This window comes from Porphyromonas sp. COT-108 OH1349, from assembly GCF_000768755.1.
Lineage (GTDB): Bacteria > Bacteroidota > Bacteroidia > Bacteroidales > Porphyromonadaceae > Porphyromonas_A > Porphyromonas_A canoris.
Map to the genome: position 1 here is coordinate 1 of NZ_JRAH01000019.1, position 20760 is coordinate 20760.

Genomic DNA, 20760 nt, shown 5'->3' on the forward strand with positions numbered 1-20760 from the left:
GCCGGGTTGCCCCATTCGGATATCTGTGGATCATTTCGTATTTGCCGATCCCCACAGCTTTTCGCAGCTTATCACGTCCTTCGTCGCCTCTTAGAGCCAAGGCATCCACCGTCTGCCCTTCTTTTGCTTATATTTTTTTGCTCTCGCATATCATACCGTTAACGGCATGATACGGTTATTGTAGTTTTATACCATCCCGTATTTCCATACAGGACAATGCTACTATATTCTTCTCTTCCGATATGTCTATGATCTCGTATTCCTCACAGGAGATCCGCTCTCCCGTTTCGTGGGTGCAAAGTTAGAAAGAGTTTTTCATTCTACCAAACTTTACTAACAAAAGATATGGAATCATATCAAACAGCACTCCCAAAACAGCACTTAATCCGCTTGTTTTCAAGCCTGAAGAGAATCAAACATTTTATCGAAAACCGCTATTTCCTCTCCCCAACTGCTCTCCCCTATATATATAAATAATGTATCCCCCTCTTCGGACACATTTCTCTCCAACCCTGAAGGTCATTTTTATATATTCCATACCGATACCTCTTCCCGGTTTTTTCTCTCTCTATTTTGATCGGAGGGGTCGTTTTCGGAGGAGTGCCGGATTTGTTAAATCAACCCGTTTTATTAACACAATTTTCGATACAGGTTCACCCAAAACGCTAAACGAGCATATTCTTCCGGCTTAACGTGTTTAATTTTTCAATGAACACGTTTACCGATTTCATTAAACACGTTTACCGGATTCGATTAACGCGTTTAGCCAAAATCATTAAAACGCTACACATCAGTATTTTATGTATTTTCACCCTAAAATGTACCCGAAAAGGCAAATTTCTTTATTAGGAAACATTTACAGATAAAGGTGTTAAATTTCACACCTATTAACGTAAAAAGCCCCATCAAACGGACTGAGAAAATTTTTTCTCCGAAGATGAGATTTTGCCATATCGCTTTCATTCAAAAGATCTTATCTTAAAACGACTTGACAAATTCGCCTCCTCCAAGCCGAAAATCACCCCTTCACCCCTCCGTTTTCCGCATGACGTTTTTATATAAAAAGACCGACGCGCTCCTCCAAAAGCACATCGGTCTTCTACCTTGTTCCTAAAATAATTCTGCCGAACTAAACCAGCTGTTTTGAGTCTTGGATAAACTTTGACAAGCCGGTATCGGTAAGAGGATGATTGAGCAACTTCAGAATAGAGTCCAAAGGCGATGTGATGACATCCGCACCGATCTTTGCACAAAGTGTTATGTGCAGTGGAGAACGAATGGAAGCCGCCAAAATCTCAGTAGTGTATCCGTAGTTGTCAAAGATCACACGGATATCTTCTATAAGATTGAGCCCATCCTGACTAATATCGTCCAAGCGTCCCAAGAATGGAGATACATAGGTAGCTCCTGCTTTTGCCGCCAAAAGCGCTTGTGCCGGAGAGAATATAAGAGTGCAGTTGGTTCTGATACCTTTTTCTGTCAGCTCCTTGATCACTCTTAATCCATCCTTAATAATGGGAACTTTGATGACAATCTTTTCCGGACATATCGCAATAAGCTCTTCGGCTTCTGCCATCATCTCTTCGTATGTAGTAGAGAGAACTTCGGCGCTAACCTTGTCTTCCACTATGTCGCAGATAGCCTTGTAATGTTTCATGACAGCATCTTTTCCGGAGATTCCCTCTTTTGCCATTAGGGACGGATTGGTAGTAACCCCATCCAAAATACCAAGTTCGTGGGCTCTCTTGATCTCGTTCAGATTCGCTGTATCTACAAAAAACTTCATATATAAATGGATTGATATAATGTTCTGTTCAAAAGTAGTGAAAAAAGCGGAGAGCGACAATAGGCTCTTCCATACCTTAGTCCCTATATATAAGAGCCGTAGCCATGGCGGCAATACCCTCCTCGTTCCCTGTGGCATCGAGCCTTTCGTGAGTGGTTGCCTTGATCGAAATATCTTCTTGAGGGATATTCAGGACTCTCGATATATTGGCTTGCATCTCCGGGATATGCGGGTTCATCTTCGGAGCTTGAGCTATAATGGTGGAGTCTATATTGCCTATGGCGTATCCTTTCTCCTTGAGAAGGGCTGCGACCTCTCCGAGCAAAAAGAGACTGTCTGCCCCTTTGTACTTCGGGTCTGTATCGGGAAAATGATAGCCGATGTCCCTTAGGTTTGCCGCCCCCAAAAGCGCATCGGAGATGGCATGAAGGAGAACATCCGCATCGGAATGCCCTAAAAGTCCGATCGAATGAGGTATGCGAACTCCTCCGATGATAAGATCTCTATCCGGGACAAGCCTGTGAATGTCGTACCCGAATCCTACCCTTATGTTCACTCCCATAGTCTTATCTTTTTTGTTTCTGTGGATGAATGGATTAAAACGAGCCGGTAAGCGAAAGGCGAAGAGTGCCATTCTGAGGATTGCGTGCGCTTATGGCAGCAAAGTAGGCAAAGTCGAAACGGACGAACTTGTACTTTACACCGACACCCATAGAGAATCCGCTGTCCGATCCTTTCGAGGGATGCATATACTTGTAACCGAGACGAAGAAAGGCCAGATCGTTGTACCCTGCCTCGATACCCAGTGCCGGTGTGTACTCTCTAAGCTCTTCTCCAAACCCTTCCGGAGCATCAGAGAAAGAGGCAAATATGCCTTGAAGTGCGGTGGTGGAGTAATACTCGTCTATGAGATCCGTGGTTCCGTCCGAGTCTTTCCCGATAGGATAAGATGGCACAAGCAGTTTTTCCAGCTCCAGATAAGATGCCAAGGAGATATTTTTGGCAAATCGGGTCTGATACCCGACCCCTACGCGCAACATGGTGGGCATGAAAAGAGATTTACGGCTCTCGCCTATTTTCAGCTTCGGACCGATATTCAGGAGAGATGCTCCGGCGGTCAGTTTGTGCTTCTTTTCGGCATCCAGATAGTCGGTGAAAAGTGCTCCCAAATCGAAAGTAAAATTACCCACAGAGGGATAGTAGGAGAGATGCCCCGATGATCCTGCGGTATAGAAATATCTCAACCCCGTTCCAAAAGACCACTTATCGGAAAGAGCATAAGCGTAAGAGAGCTGTGCCGATGCTTCAAAAGGGCTGAAGGTATGTGTGATAGAGCCGGACTTCCCAAAGACATGCACATCATCGATGTTCATTCTACGAAGGGAAACACCGAAAGTATGCTTCCGCTCCGCTCCCAAAAAGGAAGGACGGAAATATCCGGTCAGGTCTGCTATACCGATTCCATCCGTTATTGCACTCAGCCACGAGAGATAAGCGACAGAAACGCCATAGGAGTTACCGGCACGAGAGAGCTTTGCGGGGTTGAAGTAAGCAGAGACGGCGTCCGCTTCCGTTGCGACACCAAGACCTCCTAATGCCGCACTGCGAGCATCCGTGACTATGGATAAGGAAGATGCGGCAGTAACAATGGGAGAGAGAGCCGGCAGATAAACATCCGACGATGAAGCGGTTTGGGCGGAGAGCTTATTGATGCTCAGGAATGAGACCAAAAAGATCAGCAGGAAAGGATTTACAAAGTAAGCTCGCTGTCTCATAACGTATGCTGTATAGTGTCAATATTTTTTCAAAAAAGAAGAGGTGTACCAAGTGCCAACCATAAGCCCTCCTCCCACGATATTACCAAGGGTTGCCGGCAGAAGGTTACCCCAAAGGAAGTCTGTGAGAGAAACATCCGCACCCTCCATCATACCGAGAGGGATGTAGAACATATTGGCGACACAGTGTTCGTAGCCCAGCGCCACGAATGTCATTACCGGCCACCAAAGTCCCCAAATCTTGCCTATCGTGGTCGTAGCACTAAGCCCCATCCAGATAGCCAAACAGACCAGCCAGTTGGCACCAATCCCTTTCACGAAAACTTTCCAAAAGGGAGCGGAAGTTTTATACTCCGCTATTCCGACGATCGTACCATGCCAAGGGTCTTGCGCAAAGAGTCCCACGAGATAGACCAAGAGATATGCAAAGCAAACTGCACCTACAAGGTTCATGATGAAGACCAGTGTCCAGTTCCGAAGAAGCTTTTTCAGACCAAAGTCTTTATTCCAAAACCCCGGCATCAAAACAGCATTGTTGCTGGTGAAGAGTTCTGCTCCTGCAATGACAACAAGGATAATGCCCACGGGAAAAGTCATTCCCGACAGGAGCATTCGCAGTCCGGGATTTTCGGCAGTAAGTGCCGGCATTCCTCCGGAGACAAGAACGGAAAGCGTCCCTCCCATTGCGATGAAAGCTCCACCGAGAAAGCCCAACAGAAGTGTCTTTATGAGCGAATAGTTTGCTTTTGAAATACCCAGATCTTTTGCAGCCATCACTATGGCATCGGGCGATAATATATTCATTGTTTAGCTAAGTTCTAATGTGTTCTTTACCGAAGCGACAGTCTGGTCAAAAACTGTGATTCTTCTTTTTGATTTGTGTCCTCCAATGAGAGGCAGAGATTGTCTCCTATGGCTGCCGTGTAGAATGCCTGCCGGAGAGGGAGCAGGAAGATGTCTCCAATCTTAATGGTGTGATACCTGCTTAGACGTGCAAGAGTCTCTTCTGCTTTGGTCAAAAGCTCGACCGGGATATGAATCTCTTCTTGCGCTTCTCCTTTTTGATGGAAAACTTTCACCGCACCATTCTTCCTAATGAGTTCGGGAGAGAATCCTGTCTCGCCCCAAACCAAAGCGCCATCGAAGCCGTAAGCAGAGAAGGTCGGTACTCCTTGGGAAGAGAGTGTGTCGAGCAGCTCAGGCAATAGAAGAGAGTAACCAACGGTTATGGCAGAGTAGTAACGATGTATAAATCTGGGAGCGATGCTCTTGCCTATACGATTCATCTTCAATACCAACACGGGCATTACGGCAACAGGTTCGCCCTCTTCAATGGGAGGGAAAACCGGCTTTCCGCTCTTTACATAAGCAGAATCGGGTAGGAGAACCACAGCATCATCCGAAAACTCAGACTGTGTTCTCTTACCCGAATACAAATGTCCCGAAAGACTGAATATCTTCATTTATTATCCGTTTATACCTTGCCTTGTACACCGGCAGTCTGTACAGTGTCAACTCTTGAGTCTGTTGAACATCACTGCAAGATGTGCATACATGGAGGTATTTTGCACTACAATATCTTCAGGAACTTTTATCCGAAATGGGGTAAAGTTCCAAACGGCTCTGATACCTTTGCTCACTACAATATCCGTCACTTCTTGCGCTTTAGAGATCGGGACGGTAAGCACTCCGATAGAGCCGGGAGTTTCTTTCATCACCCGATCCAACTCGTCCAAATGATAAATAGGAGTGTCCGAAATGATCGTTCCACAGATAGACGGATCGACATCAAAACCTGCGACAATCTCCATGCCGTACTGACTCAATCCTTTATCCGCCAAAAGAGCAGCACCTAAGTTGCCCACCCCGAACACGTAAGCCTTGTGAGTCTGAGTGAAACCCAGAAAAGACTCTAAGACAGAAACCATCTGATCCACCCCATAACCGACACGTGTCTTACCGGAAATATCCACGTAAGAGAGGTCTTTGGCTACCAAAGCCGGATCTATACCTATACACTTTGCTATGGCAGTAGAGGAAATACTTTTGAGTCCTTCTGCTTGCATCAGTTTTACATGAGCCAAATACCACGGCAATCTGCGCAGTGTTGGCTCCGGTACTTGAGTTTGTTTGTCTATTCGTCCCATCTGAAGTTTTATTCTACCTCTAATTTATCATATAAACAGCAAGATCATCAGCTGTGCGACCACTACTCGTAGAAACATTGTCAGCGGATAAACGGTTGCGTATGCAATGGCGGGGTCATCATTTGTGGCAGTTGCATTGGCATAAGCAAGCGCAGGAGGGTCTGTGGTACTACCCGATATAAGTCCCATCAACTTTAGATAGTTCACCTTGAAGACTCCTCTCGCAATAGCTCCAACAATGAGTAGCGGTAAGACGGTTATGATAAAACCATATCCTATCCACTGCCAACCTCCTTGATTTACGATCGTATCTATAAATCCGTTACCGGCTCCGATACCAACGCAAGCCAAAAAGATGCTTATACCAATCTCTCGCATCAATAAAGTAGCACTGTGGGTGGTATAAGTAACCATCTTAAATCTGTATCCAAAGCTACTAATAAGTATGGAAATAACCAATGGACCGCCTGCCAATCCTAACTTAATAGGTTGAGGAATACCTGGAACAAGAATAGGAATAGAGCCGAGAATAATACCCAAAGCAATACCTATAAATATGAAGAACAAGTTGGGTTCGTGAAGATGCTTTACCTTATTCCCCATCATCTTTTCCACTTGAGCTATTGCAGGATCACTACCAACAATGGTAAGCTTATCCCCAACCTGAATATGCAAGTCCGGAGAAGCTACAAGGTCTATACCGGAACGTGTAAGTCGGGTAAGATTCACACCATAAAGTTTTCTCAACTGCAGATCAGCGATTTTCTTTCCGGACAGTCTGCCATTCGTTACCAGGATTTGGCGGCTCACAAACTCCGCATGAGCCGGAACCCACTGCTTTCTATCCATGACGATCTGCTCTCCTATGATGGTTGTGATGGCATCGACATCGTCTCTCTGTGCGATCACAAAGAGCTTATCTCCGGTATGCAGCTCGGTTTGTCCGTTTGCCACCTCTATCTTTCCGGTCTGACCGGAGAGATGACGCGAGACAACAAAATCTCTTCCCTCCAATGCTTTTACTATATCAATGATAGTACGACCATTCAGAGCCGGATTTGTAACGAGCAAAGACAACGGAACGAGAGTTTGAGTTTCTTCCTCCGCTCCTACTGTTCTGCTTTTCTTCTCATCTTCAAGATTGATTCTGAAAACGACCCTTATCAGAATAAGAGAGAGAATAATCCCGACAACACCTAAAGGATAAGCTACCGCATACCCCATGGCAATGGTAGGATCCGCAGCTCCGGTAACGTCGGAATAAGCTTGTTGAGCAGCTCCCAAACCTGGAGTATTGGTAATGGCACCGGACATAATCCCGACCATCGTAGGAACGGGAATCTTTGTCATATAATGTATGGCAAGGGTTGTAATGGCTCCCAGCAAAACAATCGAAGCCGCCAGCAGGTTGTAGGTAACTCCCCCTTTCTTAAAGTTGGAGAAGAAACTCGGTCCAACCGCCATACCTATCGAATAAACAAAAAGAATGAGACCAAACTCTTTGAAAAAATGAAGGACTTCATGATTGACATGCCATCCTAACTCTCCAAAGAGTATTCCCACAAAAAGAATAAAAGTAACACCAAGACTGATTCCACCAACCTTGATCTTACCCAACTGGATGCCCAATGCTATCGTCAGCGCTATAATAAGAACAGACTGAGCGACACTTTGCACCGTAAATAACTGAGTAAACCACTCCATAATTCAGACCTAAGTTTAGTTTGACTCTTTCAAGTATATAATGTTAATGTTGTAAGGTTCTTATTAGATTTATCGGCGGGACAAAGGTAACAATAATATACTAAAGTCAAAAGATGTCAAGGCTGCAACTAACGCGGTTTTTGTATCTCTTTCGGCTGTAATGTTTCTACCGGAACACCCTTAAACGGGAAGAGGGAAAAGCAGACACGGAAAGGGAGCATGCGGAGGGAATAAAAAGAGAGATCTCGCCCCTCTTATTCAGAGGACGAGATCTCTCACAAATTATTATTAACACCAAAAACTTCTACATAAAATTGTTTTGAAGATTGTGTTTCAGAGGATAGCCAAAGAGAATATTACTCTTGTGTAGCTGCAACCTCTTGTTCAGCAGCTTCTGCCACAGGCGCAGACTCAGATACCACTTCAAAAGGAATCTCCACACTAACTTCTTTGTGAAGAGCAATCTTAGCGATATAGCTACCAACTTCTTTGATATTACCCGGAACTGAAATCTTCTTACGATCTACGCTGTAACCTTTTTCTTCAAGTTTTTCAGCGATCATAATATTGTTTACAGATCCAAAGATTGTTCCTTGTGCACTTGTCTTAACCGTAATGGTTAGAGAAACACCATCCAGCTTTTGAGCAAAATCCTCAGCGTCTTTCTTGATTTGAGCAAGCTTGTGCGCTCTTTGTCTAAGGTTTTCAGCTAGTACTTTCTTGGCAGACTCTGATGCTATCACAGCCATACCTCTAGGGATTAGAAAGTTGCGGCCATAACCATCCTTCACCGTAACGATATCGTCCTTGAAGCCAAGGTTCTGCACGTCTTCTTTCAAAATAACTTCCATATTCTGTCTCCTTTATATTAGTTGTTTCTTACTATTACTACAAAAACTCTTATTTCATAAGGTCTGTCACGTAAGGCAACAACGCGATATGACGAGCTCTCTTCACAGCTTGAGCCACACGACGTTGGAACTTGAGTGAGTTACCTGTGATACGACGAGGAATAATCTTTCCTTGTTCGTTAAGGAATTTCTTTAGGAACTCCGGATCTTTGTAGTCTACAAACTTAATACCGGCTTTCTTAAACCTGCAATACTTCTTCTTGTTAACGTCCACAGACAGTGGAGTAAGATAACGGATTTCTGATTGTGATGCCATAATATTAAGCTTCTGTTTGTTCTTCATTAGGGGTTACTACTTGAGCTTCTGTTGTGCTCTTGTTGCCTTTGAGTTTTCTTCTCTTTTCGGCATACTCTGCGAAGTGTTTGTCTTGGCGGAAAGTCAAGAAACGTATAACACGTTCGTCACGGCGGAATTGCAATTCCAATGTCTCAATAAAAGAAGGCTCTGCCTTAAACTCTACAAACTGATAAAAACCGGTAGATTTCTTAAGGATTGGGTAAGCCAACTTCTTTAGGCCCCAATTTTCGTGGTTTACAAGTTCTCCTCCGTTTGTTTTGATGAGGTCTGTAAACTTATCTACCGCTTCCTTCATCTGAACTTCAGACAAAACGGGAGTTAAAATGAAAACGGCTTCGTAATTGTTCATAAAACGTTTACTATAAATAAATTATACGTTAATATTTTTGTACCGGCAGGGCTATATCCTGCCACGCGAGGCACAAAGTTAGATAAAATAGCCGGAATAGACAAACCTCCCCGCCATTATTCAATTATCGCCAATGCGTTTCAGGGTAATGACAACCTCCTCATCCGGCATTGCAGAGCGGTCTCCCAATATACTTGCATCGGTCAGTTTGAGCACCAAATCCTCTTCTGTCGAAGAGATGATGTCAAACTTTGCCGAAGCCATCCCGGCACTTAGAGAGAAGACACCGTCCAAAATCTTCCAGTTGAGCGTCCACTCTTCCGGCATGATATTCATCTGTTTAAGCACCGGAAGGTCCGGGAAGATCTTGTTCAAGTCTATGTTGGCAATGTTTATCGTACCGTTTGCCTTCAGGTCTATGCTCGGACTGTCGGACACCTCAATGCTTTTTGTACCCAGTTTGAGTTCGGTTGCACTCCATTTGCCTGCCAGATTTTTCTGTGCTTCCTCATCTCCTTTCTGACAAGCGGTAAAACCCAGAAAGACAACCATGAGAAGCAGTAGGGTATTTACCCTTTGGATCGTTCTGTTCATGTTCCTAATTATATATGTATGATGTTATACTCACTCTATTGCTCCACGCCATCTCTTTTGAGCAGCGCATCTATCTTGGCATCCCGACCTCTAAACTCTCTGTAAAGAATATCCGGATCCCGAAGATCTCCCTGCTCCAAAATGTGATGTAGAAACTTTGAAGCCACCGTTCCGCTCCATAAACCCTCCTCCAAGAGGTAGTCGAACGCATCGGCATCCAGCACTTCCGCCCACTTGTAGCCATAATATCCGGCAGCATATCCCCCGCTGAAGATGTGGTTGAATGCCGTTGAGATTGCTACCTCAGAGGGTGTATCTATCAAAGTGGTAGCCTTGCAAGCCTCGGCTTCTGCCTCTGCCACCGTCGGGATAGCCTCTATGTCCGACAGCGTATGCCAGAACATATCGAGATACCCAAAGTTCAGCTGACGAAGCCCTGCATATCCGGAAAGGAAGTTTTGGGTAGACAGCAGCTTCTCCAAAAGCTCTTTCGGAAGCGGCTCGCCCGTTTCGTGATGATGCGCAAACGATGCCACATAATCCGGCTGACGCAGAAAATTCTCCATCCATTGCGAGGGCAACTCCACAAAATCCCGTACTACATTCGTTCCGCTTAAAGATCCATGCTTCACTCGGGTCAGTAGTCCGTGAAGAGCGTGTCCGAACTCATGCAGGAACGTATTCACCTCATCGTAGGTGAGCAGAGAGGGCTGAGTGGAAGTGGGAGGAGTAAAATTCATGACGATACTCACCACCGGCAGATGGGCAATACCCTCTGCATCCATCCAATGTTCCGAAAAGTTGGTCATCCATGCCCCGTTTTGCTTACCCGGATTGGGGAAGAAGTCCGTGTACAGAATACCCACGACCTCTTCGGTAGAAGTGCGTACCACTCGATATGCAGCCACATCCTCTCTGTAAACAGGAGCATCGGAGTCCGGGCGAAACTCTATGCCGAAGAGTGTCGTAGCCAGTCCGAACACCGCCTTTATCACCTTATCCAATGAGAAATAGGGGCGAAGCTCTTCGGCATCGAACTTCAACATACGTTGGCGATACATTTCGGAAGCAAAAGCCCAGTCCCAGGGCTGAAGACGATCCTCTTTCCCGATAAAGCCTTCCGAGACAAAGAAGCGTCTCACCTCTTCCAGCTCTGCTTCCGCTTTCGGTTTATATGCCGCTTTGAGGCTGTCGAGCATTTTATAGACCCCTTTCGGAGAGTGTGCCATCTTCTTTCTCAGAGAGAGATGAGCGTAGGTCGGCTCTCCGAGTATCTGTGCCATTCTGAGTCGCAGTCGGGCTATCTCTCTCAGGAGATCCCCGTTGTAAGTCTCCGACTTTTCGGGATGATTGCCCAGCGTCTGCCTTTCCATATAAAATTTACGGCGCAGCTCCCTATCCTCGGCGTAGCTCATCACGGCAAGGAAAGAGGGTGCGGAAAGGTCGAAAACCCAGCCGTTCAGCCCTTTGCTCTTGGCTTTCTCGTGAGCTATGGCAAGTGCCGTGGCAGGGATACCCTTAAGATCCGCTTCGTTCTCCGTACGAAAAATGAAAGCGTTCTGCTCTACCAGCACATGGTTGGCAAATGCAAGTGTATGGCTGCTAAGGGCAGACTTGATCTCTTCCAGCTCTCTCTTCTTCTCCTTTTCGAGGTATGCACCGCTGTCTCTGTACCCCTCGTAGGTGCGTTGAAGCAGTCTGCGGTCTGCTTCGTCTTCGGGGTGAGGTTGTTTCTCATACACTGTTTTGATGAGCCGCGCCAGATCGTCGTCATACTTCATGGCATTGCTCCATTCGGTCAAGAGGGGCACAAGACGCTCTGCCTCTGTCTGACGCTCATCGGTACTGTCCGTATGCAGGAGGTTAAAGAAAAGATTGCTTGCCTGTTCGAGTGCTTGTCCGCTCCGTTCAAGGGCAAGAATCACGTTTTCAAACGTAGCATCCTTTTCCGCTACGCTCTTTATCTCCGCCACTTCTCTCTTATGTGCTTCTATCCCTTCCGTGATCTTCCGGCTGAGAGATGCCGTGGAAAGATCGGAAAAGTCGGGATAAATTATCGTTGATTCAGATTTCATATTTTCCATTATTATCCGGACAAAGTTACTATTTTTGGACGATGCTCTATCTAAAATACCTGATAACGGTGGTGATACCCATTTCCCTGGTCGCCACACTCCTCTACCGCCTGTACCTCTACGGTAAAAGGCGAAGAGCCTCCGCATCTTTCAAAAAGGGCAGTAGGCTCTATCCCGAACCGGGAACACCTTCTTCCGCTCTCTCTGCCCGAACGCTTCTCCGCTCTCTGCCCCAAAGCGACAACCCCGATAAGGCAGGAAAATACCTTATCATAGATGTGCAGACAACCGGACTATTCGATAAACAGCACCCCGATACGGATCCGCCCCTGCCTTTGGAAGCTACCCTGCTGTTGGCCGATGGCGAGCTTTCTCCCATCTGTTCGCACACCTCTCTGATCTACCAGGAGACCATTGGCTCTCCCGAAGCCGTAAGCGTACACCGGCTTTCTGCGGAACGTGTCCGGCGATACGGCTTGCCCATAGACGCTCTTGCCCCTGTCCTGCTCCGGTATATGGAGCGGGCGGATATTCTTGTCGGGCACAATCTGCCGTTCGATCTGGCTGTACTCCGCCACGCACTGCCTCGGCACGAAGCTCTGCACACTCTCATGGAGCAGAAAGAGCAGCTCTGCACCATGGCTCTTGCCTTGGAGAAGCTGCCGGAAGAGGTTTCGCAAGGGCGTTTCTTCTCTCTAAAGCAACTCTCCCGACTCTTTGGCGCAGAGTGGCACGACAAAGCAAATAGTGCGGTGTCCTATGCCAATGCTCTCTACACACTCTTTGTCTTGAAAAAGTTGAGCTGAACGCCCACCCTTCCAGGCTGAGATTTTTATATATTCCATCCCTCTCCGTCTGTGCCCAAATTGTGCTCTCTATTTTGATCGGAGAGGTTGTTTTCAGAGCACGACCAAATTGTTAAATCCACCCCTTTTTATTAACACAATTTCCGATACAGGTTCACTCAAAACACTAAACGAGCATATTGTTTCGGCTTAACGTGTTTAATTTTTCAATGAACACGTTTACCAATTTCATTTAATACGTTTACCGGATTCGATTAACGTGTTTAGAATTTTTACTTATAACGCTGACAATTAAGACTTTGAGGTTTTTCACCCTATTTTTGCCACTTTTTGACCGGAAAACGAGTTAGGATTTATTCACAGACAAGGGCGTTAAAATTCACAGCTATTAACGCAAAAATAGCCCATCAAACGGACTGAAGAAAAAATTTTTCCAAATTCGGGCTGATTTTATAATCCCCTACCGGACAATAAGATAAGAGAAAACAAGAAGCGCAATAAAGAAATATGTGTCCAAAAGAGCGAAAAATCGGAGCAAAAAACCGGTTTTCATTTTTGTATAAAAATTTCACTCTGAACGGCATTCTTGTTCAAGCAAGGTACTGTCTCGGCACACATCGCCGGCTACCATTTTTCCGTCTCCGGGTAATGGCTAAAAGAGCTTTTCCGGGACATTCGGAAAAGGGAGGAAAGAAACATCCGGAGCGTGGAACAACTCCTCAAAATCGGGAATCCGGAAACAAAAAAAGCGTTCGGATCTCTGCTCCGAACGCTTCTGTATCATCTTTCTGTAAAAGGAGTATCCTTTTTCTTAGCAACAGCCACAACCTCCGCTGCTGCAGCCACCACTGCCACAGTCTCCGCCGCTACAGCATCCGCCGTTTTGAGGGAAGAACATCTCGATCTCTTCCGTAGTGGCTTCGTGTACTTCTGTTATCTCTCCGATGAAGTGCAGGTCATTTCCGGCAAGAGGGTGGTTAAGATCCACTCTTACGTGTTCATCGGCAACTTCGACCACCGTACCTATCAACTGATGACCTTCAGCATCCATCAAAGGCACTTGCGCTCCTTCAAAAACCATCTCGCTATCGAACTCACCTTCTACCATGAATATCTCTTTAGGAAGATTGGTGATGTATTCGTTGGAATGCTCTCCGTAAGCATCTTTTGAAGAGAGTACGAAGTCGAACTTCTCTCCCGGCTCCAAACCAAGAAGGTGTTGCTCGAAAGCGGGCAACATCATGCCCAGTCCGTGAATGTACTGAAAAGGTACTTCGCTTGTAGTCTCTTCTACCAGCTCTTCCCCTTCTACGCCTTTGGTCTGAGCATAAAGCTTATATTGTGCTTCAACAAATAGATTTTTGTCTACTTTCATTTGGTGTTACTTTGATATTGAATTTGTTGTATTGGAAATATTTCCGGTGTCAAAGATACGCAGTTTTTTGCAATTATACCGAACATATACCGCTCTTCCTTTTTCTTTTTGTACTTTTGTATGAGGACTTTTAGAGGAGAAAGCTTATGCTGTATGCCGTAGGATAAAGGTCTCACCATGTTTACAACGCGAAGATTCTGAGATAAAGAAAATGAAATCCCTTACAAAGTTCGTCATCAATATCGGTCTGATGATTCTGCTTGCCATAGCAGGCATCTGGGTCATCATGGCTCTGCTGAAAGTGTACACCAATCACAACGACGCGGTAGTGGTTCCCGACATCAAAGGTATGACGATAGAGGAAGCACAGACCCTTTTGGCATCGCAAGACTTGATATTGAACGTAACAGACTCAGTGTATAGCTCCACCCATCCGAGAGGGGTTATCTTGGAGTTTACACCCGGTGGAGGTGCCAAGATTAAAAGGCATCGCTCCGTCTATGCTACCATAAATACATTCCAGATAGCACAGAAACGCATCCCGAAGATCAGTGAAGTCTCCATGAGACAAGCCGAAGCTCTGCTCCGCAGTAGCGGTTTTACCAACATCTCCATCGCTTATGTGAGTGGGCCGTATAACGATCTTGCCCTGCGTGTAACAGATGCTTCGGGACGAGAACTCAAGGAAGGAACGCTGGTTGCATACAACAGCAAGCTCATCTTGGAGGTCTCTTCCAATAACATCAATTCGCTCTACAATGAGGATGCCATGCTTGCTCCGGAAGATTCTTTGGGGACAGGCGAAGATGAAGCACAAATAGACGAAGACTTTCTCTGATGCAGGACTTGGATTTAGACAACTTGCCTCTGTCGGATGAAGAAGATGAGGTCATAGAGCTATACGAACACTTCAGCGTCAAAGTGGATAAAGGGCAAGCCCCTTTGCGTATAGACAAATACCTCGTCCACCGTATGCCGAACGTCTCACGGCATCGCATACAGCAGGCAGCCGATGCAGGCGCTATCTTTGTATTCGATCGTCCGGTCAAGAGCAACTATAAAGTAAAACCTCTGGACGAGGTGAGCCTTCGTCTCGAAAGGCCTCCTTATGAGTTTGAAATCATTCCGGAAAACATCCCACTGGAGATCGTGTATGAAGACTCCGAGCTGCTGGTGGTGAATAAACCTGCCGGGCTGGTGGTGCATCCGGGTCATGGCAACTATACAGGCACGCTCCTGAATGCGCTTGCCTACTATTTGAAGGATGATCCGAACTATGATCCCAACGATCCGAGAGTGGGTCTGGTGCATCGGATAGACAAGGATACGAGCGGACTGCTCGTGGTGGCAAAAACGGCTGAAGCCAAAACGCATCTCAGCAGACAGTTTTTCGACAAGACCACAACAAGGTCTTACCGCGCGTTGGTATGGGGACGCCCCGAACCCAAAGAGGGTACAATAAAAGGAAACATAGCGAGAGACACGAAAGACCGAATGCAGATGGCGGTCTATCCGTACGAGGGTGAGATAGGAAAGAGTGCCGTTACACACTACAAAACATTGGAGACGCTGGGCTACGTAACATGGATAGAGTGCAGGCTCGAAACGGGACGAACCCACCAGATACGTGCACACATGAAGCACTTGGGGCATCCGCTGTTTGCAGATGAGCGGTACGGTGGTGAGAAGATACTCAGAGGACAGTCCACGGCAAACTATAAAAAGTTTGTGAGCAACTGCATGGCGATATGTCCCCGACAGGTATTACATGCCGCAACTCTCGGATTTGTACATCCCGTTACAGGCGAACAGATGGAGTTTTCTGCCCCTCTACCCGATGACATCTCCATGTTGCTGGAGAAGTGGAGACGGTATGCCAACGAGGGCATAGAGTAGTAAATAGCACGAGTAAACGAATATGAAGCAAGGAGCTGAAATGAATAAAATCAACATAGCCGTTATAGCCGGAGGAGATTCCGGTGAATACGGTGTCTCTCTAAAGAGTCAGGCGGGTATCTTATCCTTTTTGGACGAGGAGATGTTCTCTGCCACTCCGGTCATCATCACCTCTAAAAAGTGGGTGGCAACGGATGAAAACGGCAAGGAGTACCCGATAGATAAAAACGACTTTTCCTACTATCCTAATGGAGAAAAGGCTCGGTTCGACTTTGCCTATATTACCATCCACGGCACTCCGGGTGAAAACGGACTTCTTCCGGGCTATTTCGAGATGCTTGGGATCCCTCATTCCACTTGCCCTGCTTTCGTTTCCGCTCTGACCTTTAACAAGTTCTTCTGCAACAGAAGCCTTTCCGCTCTCGGTTACAATGTTTCCAAAGCGATTCTTCTTCGTGAAGGAGACACTTACGATAAGCAGAAAATCGTCGAAGAACTTGGGCTTCCGCTATTTGTAAAGCCGAATGCCGGAGGCTCCAGCGTGGCTACAACCAAAGTAAAAAAGGCAGAAGAGCTTGAAAAAGCCGTAATGGATGCCACCGCAGAAGGAAGAGACGTGATCCTCGAACAGCTCCTGACCGGCACGGAAGTAACGTGTGGCTGCTACAAGGATAGCGATGGCATACATGTGCTTCCGGTAACCGAAGTGGTGAGTAAAAACGAGTTTTTCGACTTTGATGCGAAGTACAACGGACAGGTTGAAGAGATCACTCCGGCACGTATCCCGGCAGAACAGTTTGCTCTAATCCAAGACCTGACCGTTCGCATCTACTCTACTCTCAATGCAAAAGGCATCATACGGATAGATTACTTCATCTCTCCCGAAGGCACACCCTATCTGGTGGAAGTCAATACCACACCCGGCATGACCCCCACAAGCTTTATTCCGCAACAGGTAGAAGCTGCAGGACTGTCCATGAAAGAGGTCTTGAAAGAGATCATCCTGTACAACCTGAACGCCTGAGTATATGCCCCGATAGAGCAGACACTATCGCACTGATCAACCAACACAAAATCGAAACTGAAAGTATGGAAACAACCAACATATCCAACGATCTTTACAAAGACATAAGACCGCTAAACGAAACAGAGATACCGGAAGCATTTGCACAGCTATTGCAGGATGAGACGCTTCGTGCCCTTATTCCTCTGATGCTGCCGGGGCATACGGCAAAAGATTTGGAGGCGTTGCAACCGCGGATCCGAACCATTTACGACTTCAAGAAACACATCTCTCTTCCGGTCGTGATGCAGATCGCCAAGAAAAGTTGCTTCTCTCTCTCGGCTTCCGGCATGAGTAAAATAGAGGGAGATAAGGCTTACACCTTTATCACAAACCATAGAGACATTGTCTTGGATGCCTCTTTCCTCAGCGTCTTACTCTTTCAGAACGGCAAGCTGTTCCCTCAAATCGCGATAGGCGATAACCTTCTCATCAAGGAGTGGATAAGGCAGCTTGTAAGGATCAACAACTCTTTTATCGTCAAACGAGCGGTATCCGTCAGAGAGATGCTCGCCGAAAGCAAAAAGCTCTCTTCCTATATCCGTCACACGATTACCGAGACCGGCGAACCGGTATGGATAGCTCAAAGAGAAGGTAGAGCCAAAGACTCCAACGACCGGACGCAGACAGCCATGCTGAAAATGCTGACGATGAGTTCGGACAAAGATACCGACACCGCCCTCCGAGAGTTGAAAATCGTTCCCGTATCGCTCTCTTACGAGTACGACCCGTGCGACTACCTCAAAGCGCAAGAGATGTTACAGAAAAAGATCAATCCGGATCACAAAAAGAGCCAAATGGATGATCTCAAAAACATGCAGCAGGGTATCGTTGGCAAGAAAGGGCGTGTACATCTTTCCGTATGCGATCCGATGGGCGACTTTAGTACCGGACTTTCCACGAAAGAAGCACTTCAAGCCTGGGCGGAAGAGATAGATAAGCGGATACACAAAAGATATAGACTCTATGAAATAAACTACATCGCCTATGATCTTCTCAACGGAACAAAGAAGTATCAAGGCAGTATGTATGGAGAAAAGGAGCTGGAAGAGATAGAGCGTTACTTCGCCGAACAGATTGCGAAGATAGAAATATCGGGAGGAGAAAAGGATGAAGCATTTCTCAGAGAACGCATTCTGGAGATGTACGCCAACCCTCTCATCAACAATCTCAATGCGTAAAGAACAGACACAGAACATGAAAACACTATTGATCGTAGATCCACAGATAGACTTCATATCGGGATCATTGGCTGTCCCCAAAGCAGAAGCGGCAATGCTGAAGCTGACGGAACGGATAGAGAAAGAGGCTCTTGCTCCCACCCAAGCGTGGGAACAGATCGTAATTACCGTGGATGCTCACCCGATAGACCACTGCAGCTTCGTGGCTCAAGGCGGAGAGTGGCCGCCGCACTGCATCAAGCAGAGCGTGGGAGCTGCTATATACGAACCGCTGATGCAGGCTCTCATCAAGCTAAAGGGCAATTCTGCTGCTCCTCGCATCACTATTGTGGAGAAAGGGAAGCTGCAAGAGAAAGATGAGTATAGCGCATTCGGAGAGAGCCTGCCCGAATATCTCCAATCCTCTTCCTCTGTCGAAGTGTGCGGCATAGCGGGTGAATATTGTGTCTTCACCACGCTGAGCGACCTCATCAAGCATGGTATGCCTCCCCGGAATATCGTCATACTGAAAGAGTGCATCGGCTCTTTCGACGACGGAGAAACCATAGAAAAATTTGCACAGACACATCAATGTAACATAGCATAACAGATATAAAGAACAACGAAAATGAATTGGTTTGAATGTAAAGTAACCTACGAGAAAGAAGAAAATCAGGACGGAAAGATGAAGAAAGTGTCCGAAATCTACCTTTTGGATGCTCTTTCCTTTACCGAAGCAGAGAATAGACTTGCCGAAGAACTCGGTCCGCGTGGTCCGTTCATCGTGGACAGCGTGAAGAAGGTAAAGTATGCCGAGATATTCACGGACGAGAACGGCGACAAGTTTTACAAGATGAAGGTCGGCTTCATCTCTTTGGACGAAAAAGCGGGAGTAGAAAAAAAGAAGTACGTCAATATGCTTTCGCAGGCAGCAGACGTAGAAGGTGCCATAGCTCTACTGCACAAAGGAATGAGCGGAAGCATGATGGACTACGAGCTTGCCGCCGTCAGTGAAACCATGATAATGGACATCCTTAGAGGTAACGCATGAGCATCCGAGAAAATATAGAAGCTATCCGGCAGACACTTCCGCAAGATCGGAGTGTCACGCTGGTGGCTGTCTCAAAATATTATCCGGTCGAGGCTCTCATGACAGCCTATGAGAGTGCCGGTCAGAGAGTGTTCGGAGAGAATCGTGTACAGGAGTTGAGAGCCAAGTACGAAGTAGCACCGAAAGACATCGAATGGCATCTGATAGGTCAGTTGCAGCGTAACAAAGTGAAGTATATTGCGCCTTTCATCCACACGATCCACAGTGTGGACTCCGAGTCGCTATTGGAAGAGATAGACAAGAGAGCCGGACAGGCAGAGGGTCGCACAGCTCCCCCCCGTGTCTTGTTGCAGATCCATATCGCACAGGAAGAGACCAAATCCGGGCTCACACCGGAAGAGTTTCTTGATCTTATCGCCTCCAAGCCGTGGCTGAAATACAAGAATGTCGAGTTTGCTGGCATGATGACCATGGCAACCAATACGGACGACGAAGCACAAATACGCTTGGAGTTCAAACAGGTATCCGATCTCATGAAAGAGGTACAGGCAAAAGCCGACGAACTTGAGCTGCCTGCCACATTCAAAGAGCTTTCCATGGGAATGAGCCACGACTATAAGATCGCCCTCGAATACGGCGCAACCATCGTAAGAGTAGGTTCCAAAATCTTTTCGGAGTGAATAAGATCGTCATCCTCTACATCGGCAAGACGGACGACAAAGGTTTGGAGTCTGCCACACAAGAATACTACAAAAGATCCGGAAGGTATATCTCTGTGGAAGAGATAGCCATTCCGGATATAAAAAACAGGAAATCGCTCGACCCCGAAGAGCAGAAAAAGAGAGAGGGCGAACTGATTTTGAGCAAACTCGAAACATCGGACAGAATAATCCTTTTGGATGAAAGAGGCAAGGAGCGAACATCGTCCGAAATGGCGGTTTGGCTCGATGGACAGATACAATCATCCTATAAAAAAATGGTCTTGATCATTGGCGGACCTTACGGATTTTCGGATGAAGTTTATGCCGTGGCACACGAAAAAATCTCTCTTAGCAAGCTCACATTTTCCCACCAAATGATACGCCTCTTCCTTGCAGAGCAGGTGTATCGCTGGATCTCCATCATCAAAGGTCTCCCCTATCACCACGATTGAGAGACGGATCACATCCGACCCTCACTCCTGGCACACTCCTCCGGCTCTCTCTACCTGTCAGCCGTCAATCTTGAAAATAAGACCTTTGAAAAAGAGAGCTTCTTGGCAAAAGATCTCAAAATAGCACCTTCTCCCCCTTTCCTCCTCTGTCCGACTGTCGCTTTACCTAAAACGACAAAACTCATCTTCCATGCTTCTCCTCCTGTCTATCATCGAAAAGAGAAGTGAAAGCAGAACAAAAAGAAACTTAATCCGTTCCCAAACAGAAACGATAGTATTAAAAACTTGCTCTAAACGTATTCTGTTCTGTAAATCAAGGCTCGATTTACAGAAATCAAAACTTAACTCTCACAAATCAAAGCTTAACTCCTACAAACCAAGCCTTGTCTGTTACAAATCAAACCTTGCTTTCTATTTTTTTACTCGTTCAGAAGAGAAAATAAACAGGAAGAGCGATCTTTTTATCAACTAATATTTCCATTATATCACTCATCCAATCAGTACAAGAATAAAAAAGAGATCATTACCAACTCCATTAAAGGATTTGGGAGATATCAATGCGGATAAGAGCTCCAAATATCAAATAAGTCTTTCAGGTTAAATAATTATCTTTGTCC

22 protein-coding genes and 1 rRNA gene are annotated in these 20760 nt (G+C 46.2%); 9 read left to right on the forward strand and 14 right to left on the reverse strand.

Features of this window, described 5'->3' with window-relative positions:
• The 13 genes from JT26_RS04035 to JT26_RS04095 form a co-directional block, all read right to left on the reverse strand.
• Positions 1-132, reverse strand: a 23S ribosomal RNA gene (locus JT26_RS04035); the annotation flags it as partial.
• Positions 133-1129: 997 nt separating this feature from the next.
• Positions 1130-1786: a fructose-6-phosphate aldolase gene (gene fsa / locus JT26_RS04040; RefSeq protein WP_036846617.1), complete on the reverse strand. Its 657-nt coding sequence runs from the start codon at positions 1784-1786 to the stop codon at positions 1130-1132.
• Positions 1787-1862: 76 nt separating this feature from the next.
• Positions 1863-2342 carry a 2-C-methyl-D-erythritol 2,4-cyclodiphosphate synthase gene (gene ispF / locus JT26_RS04045; RefSeq protein ID WP_036789872.1) on the reverse strand — a complete coding sequence of 160 codons (480 nt, stop codon included), beginning with the start codon at positions 2340-2342 and terminating at the stop codon, positions 1863-1865.
• A 40-nt stretch (positions 2343-2382) separates the two neighbouring features.
• Positions 2383-3561, reverse strand: a complete 1179-nt coding sequence (gene porV / locus JT26_RS04050; RefSeq protein WP_036846623.1) for a type IX secretion system outer membrane channel protein PorV — start codon at positions 3559-3561, stop codon at positions 2383-2385.
• An 18-nt stretch (positions 3562-3579) separates the two neighbouring features.
• Positions 3580-4365 carry a formate/nitrite transporter family protein gene (locus JT26_RS04055; RefSeq protein ID WP_036846626.1) on the reverse strand — a complete coding sequence of 262 codons (786 nt, stop codon included), beginning with the start codon at positions 4363-4365 and terminating at the stop codon, positions 3580-3582.
• A gap of 26 nt (positions 4366-4391) precedes the next feature.
• Entirely contained in the window at positions 4392-5024 is a 633-nt protein-coding gene (locus JT26_RS04060; RefSeq protein ID WP_036846629.1) for a hypothetical protein, read from the reverse strand.
• 48 nt (positions 5025-5072) lie between these two features.
• Positions 5073-5708, reverse strand: coding sequence for a redox-sensing transcriptional repressor Rex (locus JT26_RS04065; protein WP_036846632.1), 636 nt, complete (start codon positions 5706-5708; stop codon positions 5073-5075).
• A 27-nt stretch (positions 5709-5735) separates the two neighbouring features.
• Positions 5736-7412 (reverse strand): putative transporter, encoded by a 1677-nt coding sequence (locus tag JT26_RS04070; protein ID WP_036846635.1) that lies wholly within the window; start codon positions 7410-7412, stop codon positions 5736-5738.
• Between the two features lie 356 nt (positions 7413-7768).
• The gene (gene rplI / locus JT26_RS04075) at positions 7769-8263 is read right to left on the reverse strand and encodes a 50S ribosomal protein L9 (protein WP_052079376.1); all 495 of its coding nucleotides are present in this window, start codon (positions 8261-8263) and stop codon (positions 7769-7771) included.
• Positions 8264-8312: 49 nt separating this feature from the next.
• A complete protein-coding gene (gene rpsR, locus JT26_RS04080) occupies positions 8313-8582 on the reverse strand; it encodes a 30S ribosomal protein S18 (protein WP_200878513.1) in 270 nt (89 codons plus the stop codon).
• Position 8583: 1 nt separating this feature from the next.
• Positions 8584-8970: a 30S ribosomal protein S6 gene (rpsF, locus tag JT26_RS04085; protein WP_052079375.1), complete on the reverse strand. Its 387-nt coding sequence runs from the start codon at positions 8968-8970 to the stop codon at positions 8584-8586.
• A 120-nt stretch (positions 8971-9090) separates the two neighbouring features.
• Positions 9091-9564 (reverse strand): hypothetical protein, encoded by a 474-nt coding sequence (locus JT26_RS04090; protein ID WP_036789763.1) that lies wholly within the window; start codon positions 9562-9564, stop codon positions 9091-9093.
• A 35-nt stretch (positions 9565-9599) separates the two neighbouring features.
• Positions 9600-11639 carry a M3 family metallopeptidase gene (locus JT26_RS04095; RefSeq protein WP_036847036.1) on the reverse strand — a complete coding sequence of 680 codons (2040 nt, stop codon included), beginning with the start codon at positions 11637-11639 and terminating at the stop codon, positions 9600-9602.
• A gap of 41 nt (positions 11640-11680) precedes the next feature.
• Between JT26_RS04095 and JT26_RS10625 the strand changes: the two genes are divergently transcribed.
• The gene (locus JT26_RS10625) at positions 11681-12445 is read left to right on the forward strand and encodes a 3'-5' exonuclease (protein ID WP_036846639.1); all 765 of its coding nucleotides are present in this window, start codon (positions 11681-11683) and stop codon (positions 12443-12445) included.
• 811 nt (positions 12446-13256) lie between these two features.
• Here JT26_RS10625 and JT26_RS04105 read toward each other — a convergent pair.
• On the reverse strand, positions 13257-13820 hold the full coding sequence (locus tag JT26_RS04105) for a peptidylprolyl isomerase (RefSeq protein WP_036846641.1): 564 nt from the start codon (positions 13818-13820) through the stop codon (positions 13257-13259).
• A gap of 211 nt (positions 13821-14031) precedes the next feature.
• Here JT26_RS04105 and JT26_RS04115 point away from each other — a divergent pair, with 211 nt between their 5' ends.
• From JT26_RS04115 to rlmH, 8 genes are all read left to right on the forward strand, one after another.
• Positions 14032-14658 carry a PASTA domain-containing protein gene (locus JT26_RS04115; RefSeq protein ID WP_052110344.1) on the forward strand — a complete coding sequence of 209 codons (627 nt, stop codon included), beginning with the start codon at positions 14032-14034 and terminating at the stop codon, positions 14656-14658.
• Positions 14658-15716: an RluA family pseudouridine synthase gene (locus JT26_RS04120; protein WP_036846644.1), complete on the forward strand. Its 1059-nt coding sequence runs from the start codon at positions 14658-14660 to the stop codon at positions 15714-15716. Before JT26_RS04115 ends, JT26_RS04120 begins: the two co-directional genes overlap by 1 nt.
• A 40-nt stretch (positions 15717-15756) precedes the next feature.
• Complete coding sequence (locus tag JT26_RS04125) at positions 15757-16740, forward strand: D-alanine--D-alanine ligase (protein ID WP_036847041.1); 984 nt, start codon at positions 15757-15759, stop codon at positions 16738-16740.
• A gap of 65 nt (positions 16741-16805) precedes the next feature.
• Entirely contained in the window at positions 16806-17960 is a 1155-nt protein-coding gene (locus JT26_RS04130) for a 1-acyl-sn-glycerol-3-phosphate acyltransferase (protein ID WP_036846647.1), read from the forward strand.
• A gap of 16 nt (positions 17961-17976) precedes the next feature.
• Entirely contained in the window at positions 17977-18546 is a 570-nt protein-coding gene (locus JT26_RS04135; protein WP_036847044.1) for an isochorismatase family protein, read from the forward strand.
• 21 nt (positions 18547-18567) lie between these two features.
• Positions 18568-18990, forward strand: a complete 423-nt coding sequence (locus JT26_RS04140) for a DUF4494 domain-containing protein (protein WP_036789726.1) — start codon at positions 18568-18570, stop codon at positions 18988-18990.
• Positions 18987-19670: a YggS family pyridoxal phosphate-dependent enzyme gene (locus JT26_RS04145; protein WP_036846649.1), complete on the forward strand. Its 684-nt coding sequence runs from the start codon at positions 18987-18989 to the stop codon at positions 19668-19670. The genes JT26_RS04140 and JT26_RS04145 overlap by 4 nt, the downstream gene beginning before the upstream one ends.
• Positions 19667-20143: a 23S rRNA (pseudouridine(1915)-N(3))-methyltransferase RlmH gene (gene rlmH / locus JT26_RS04150; RefSeq protein ID WP_036846651.1), complete on the forward strand. Its 477-nt coding sequence runs from the start codon at positions 19667-19669 to the stop codon at positions 20141-20143. Before JT26_RS04145 ends, rlmH begins: the two co-directional genes overlap by 4 nt.
• Positions 20144-20760 lie beyond the last annotated feature (617 nt).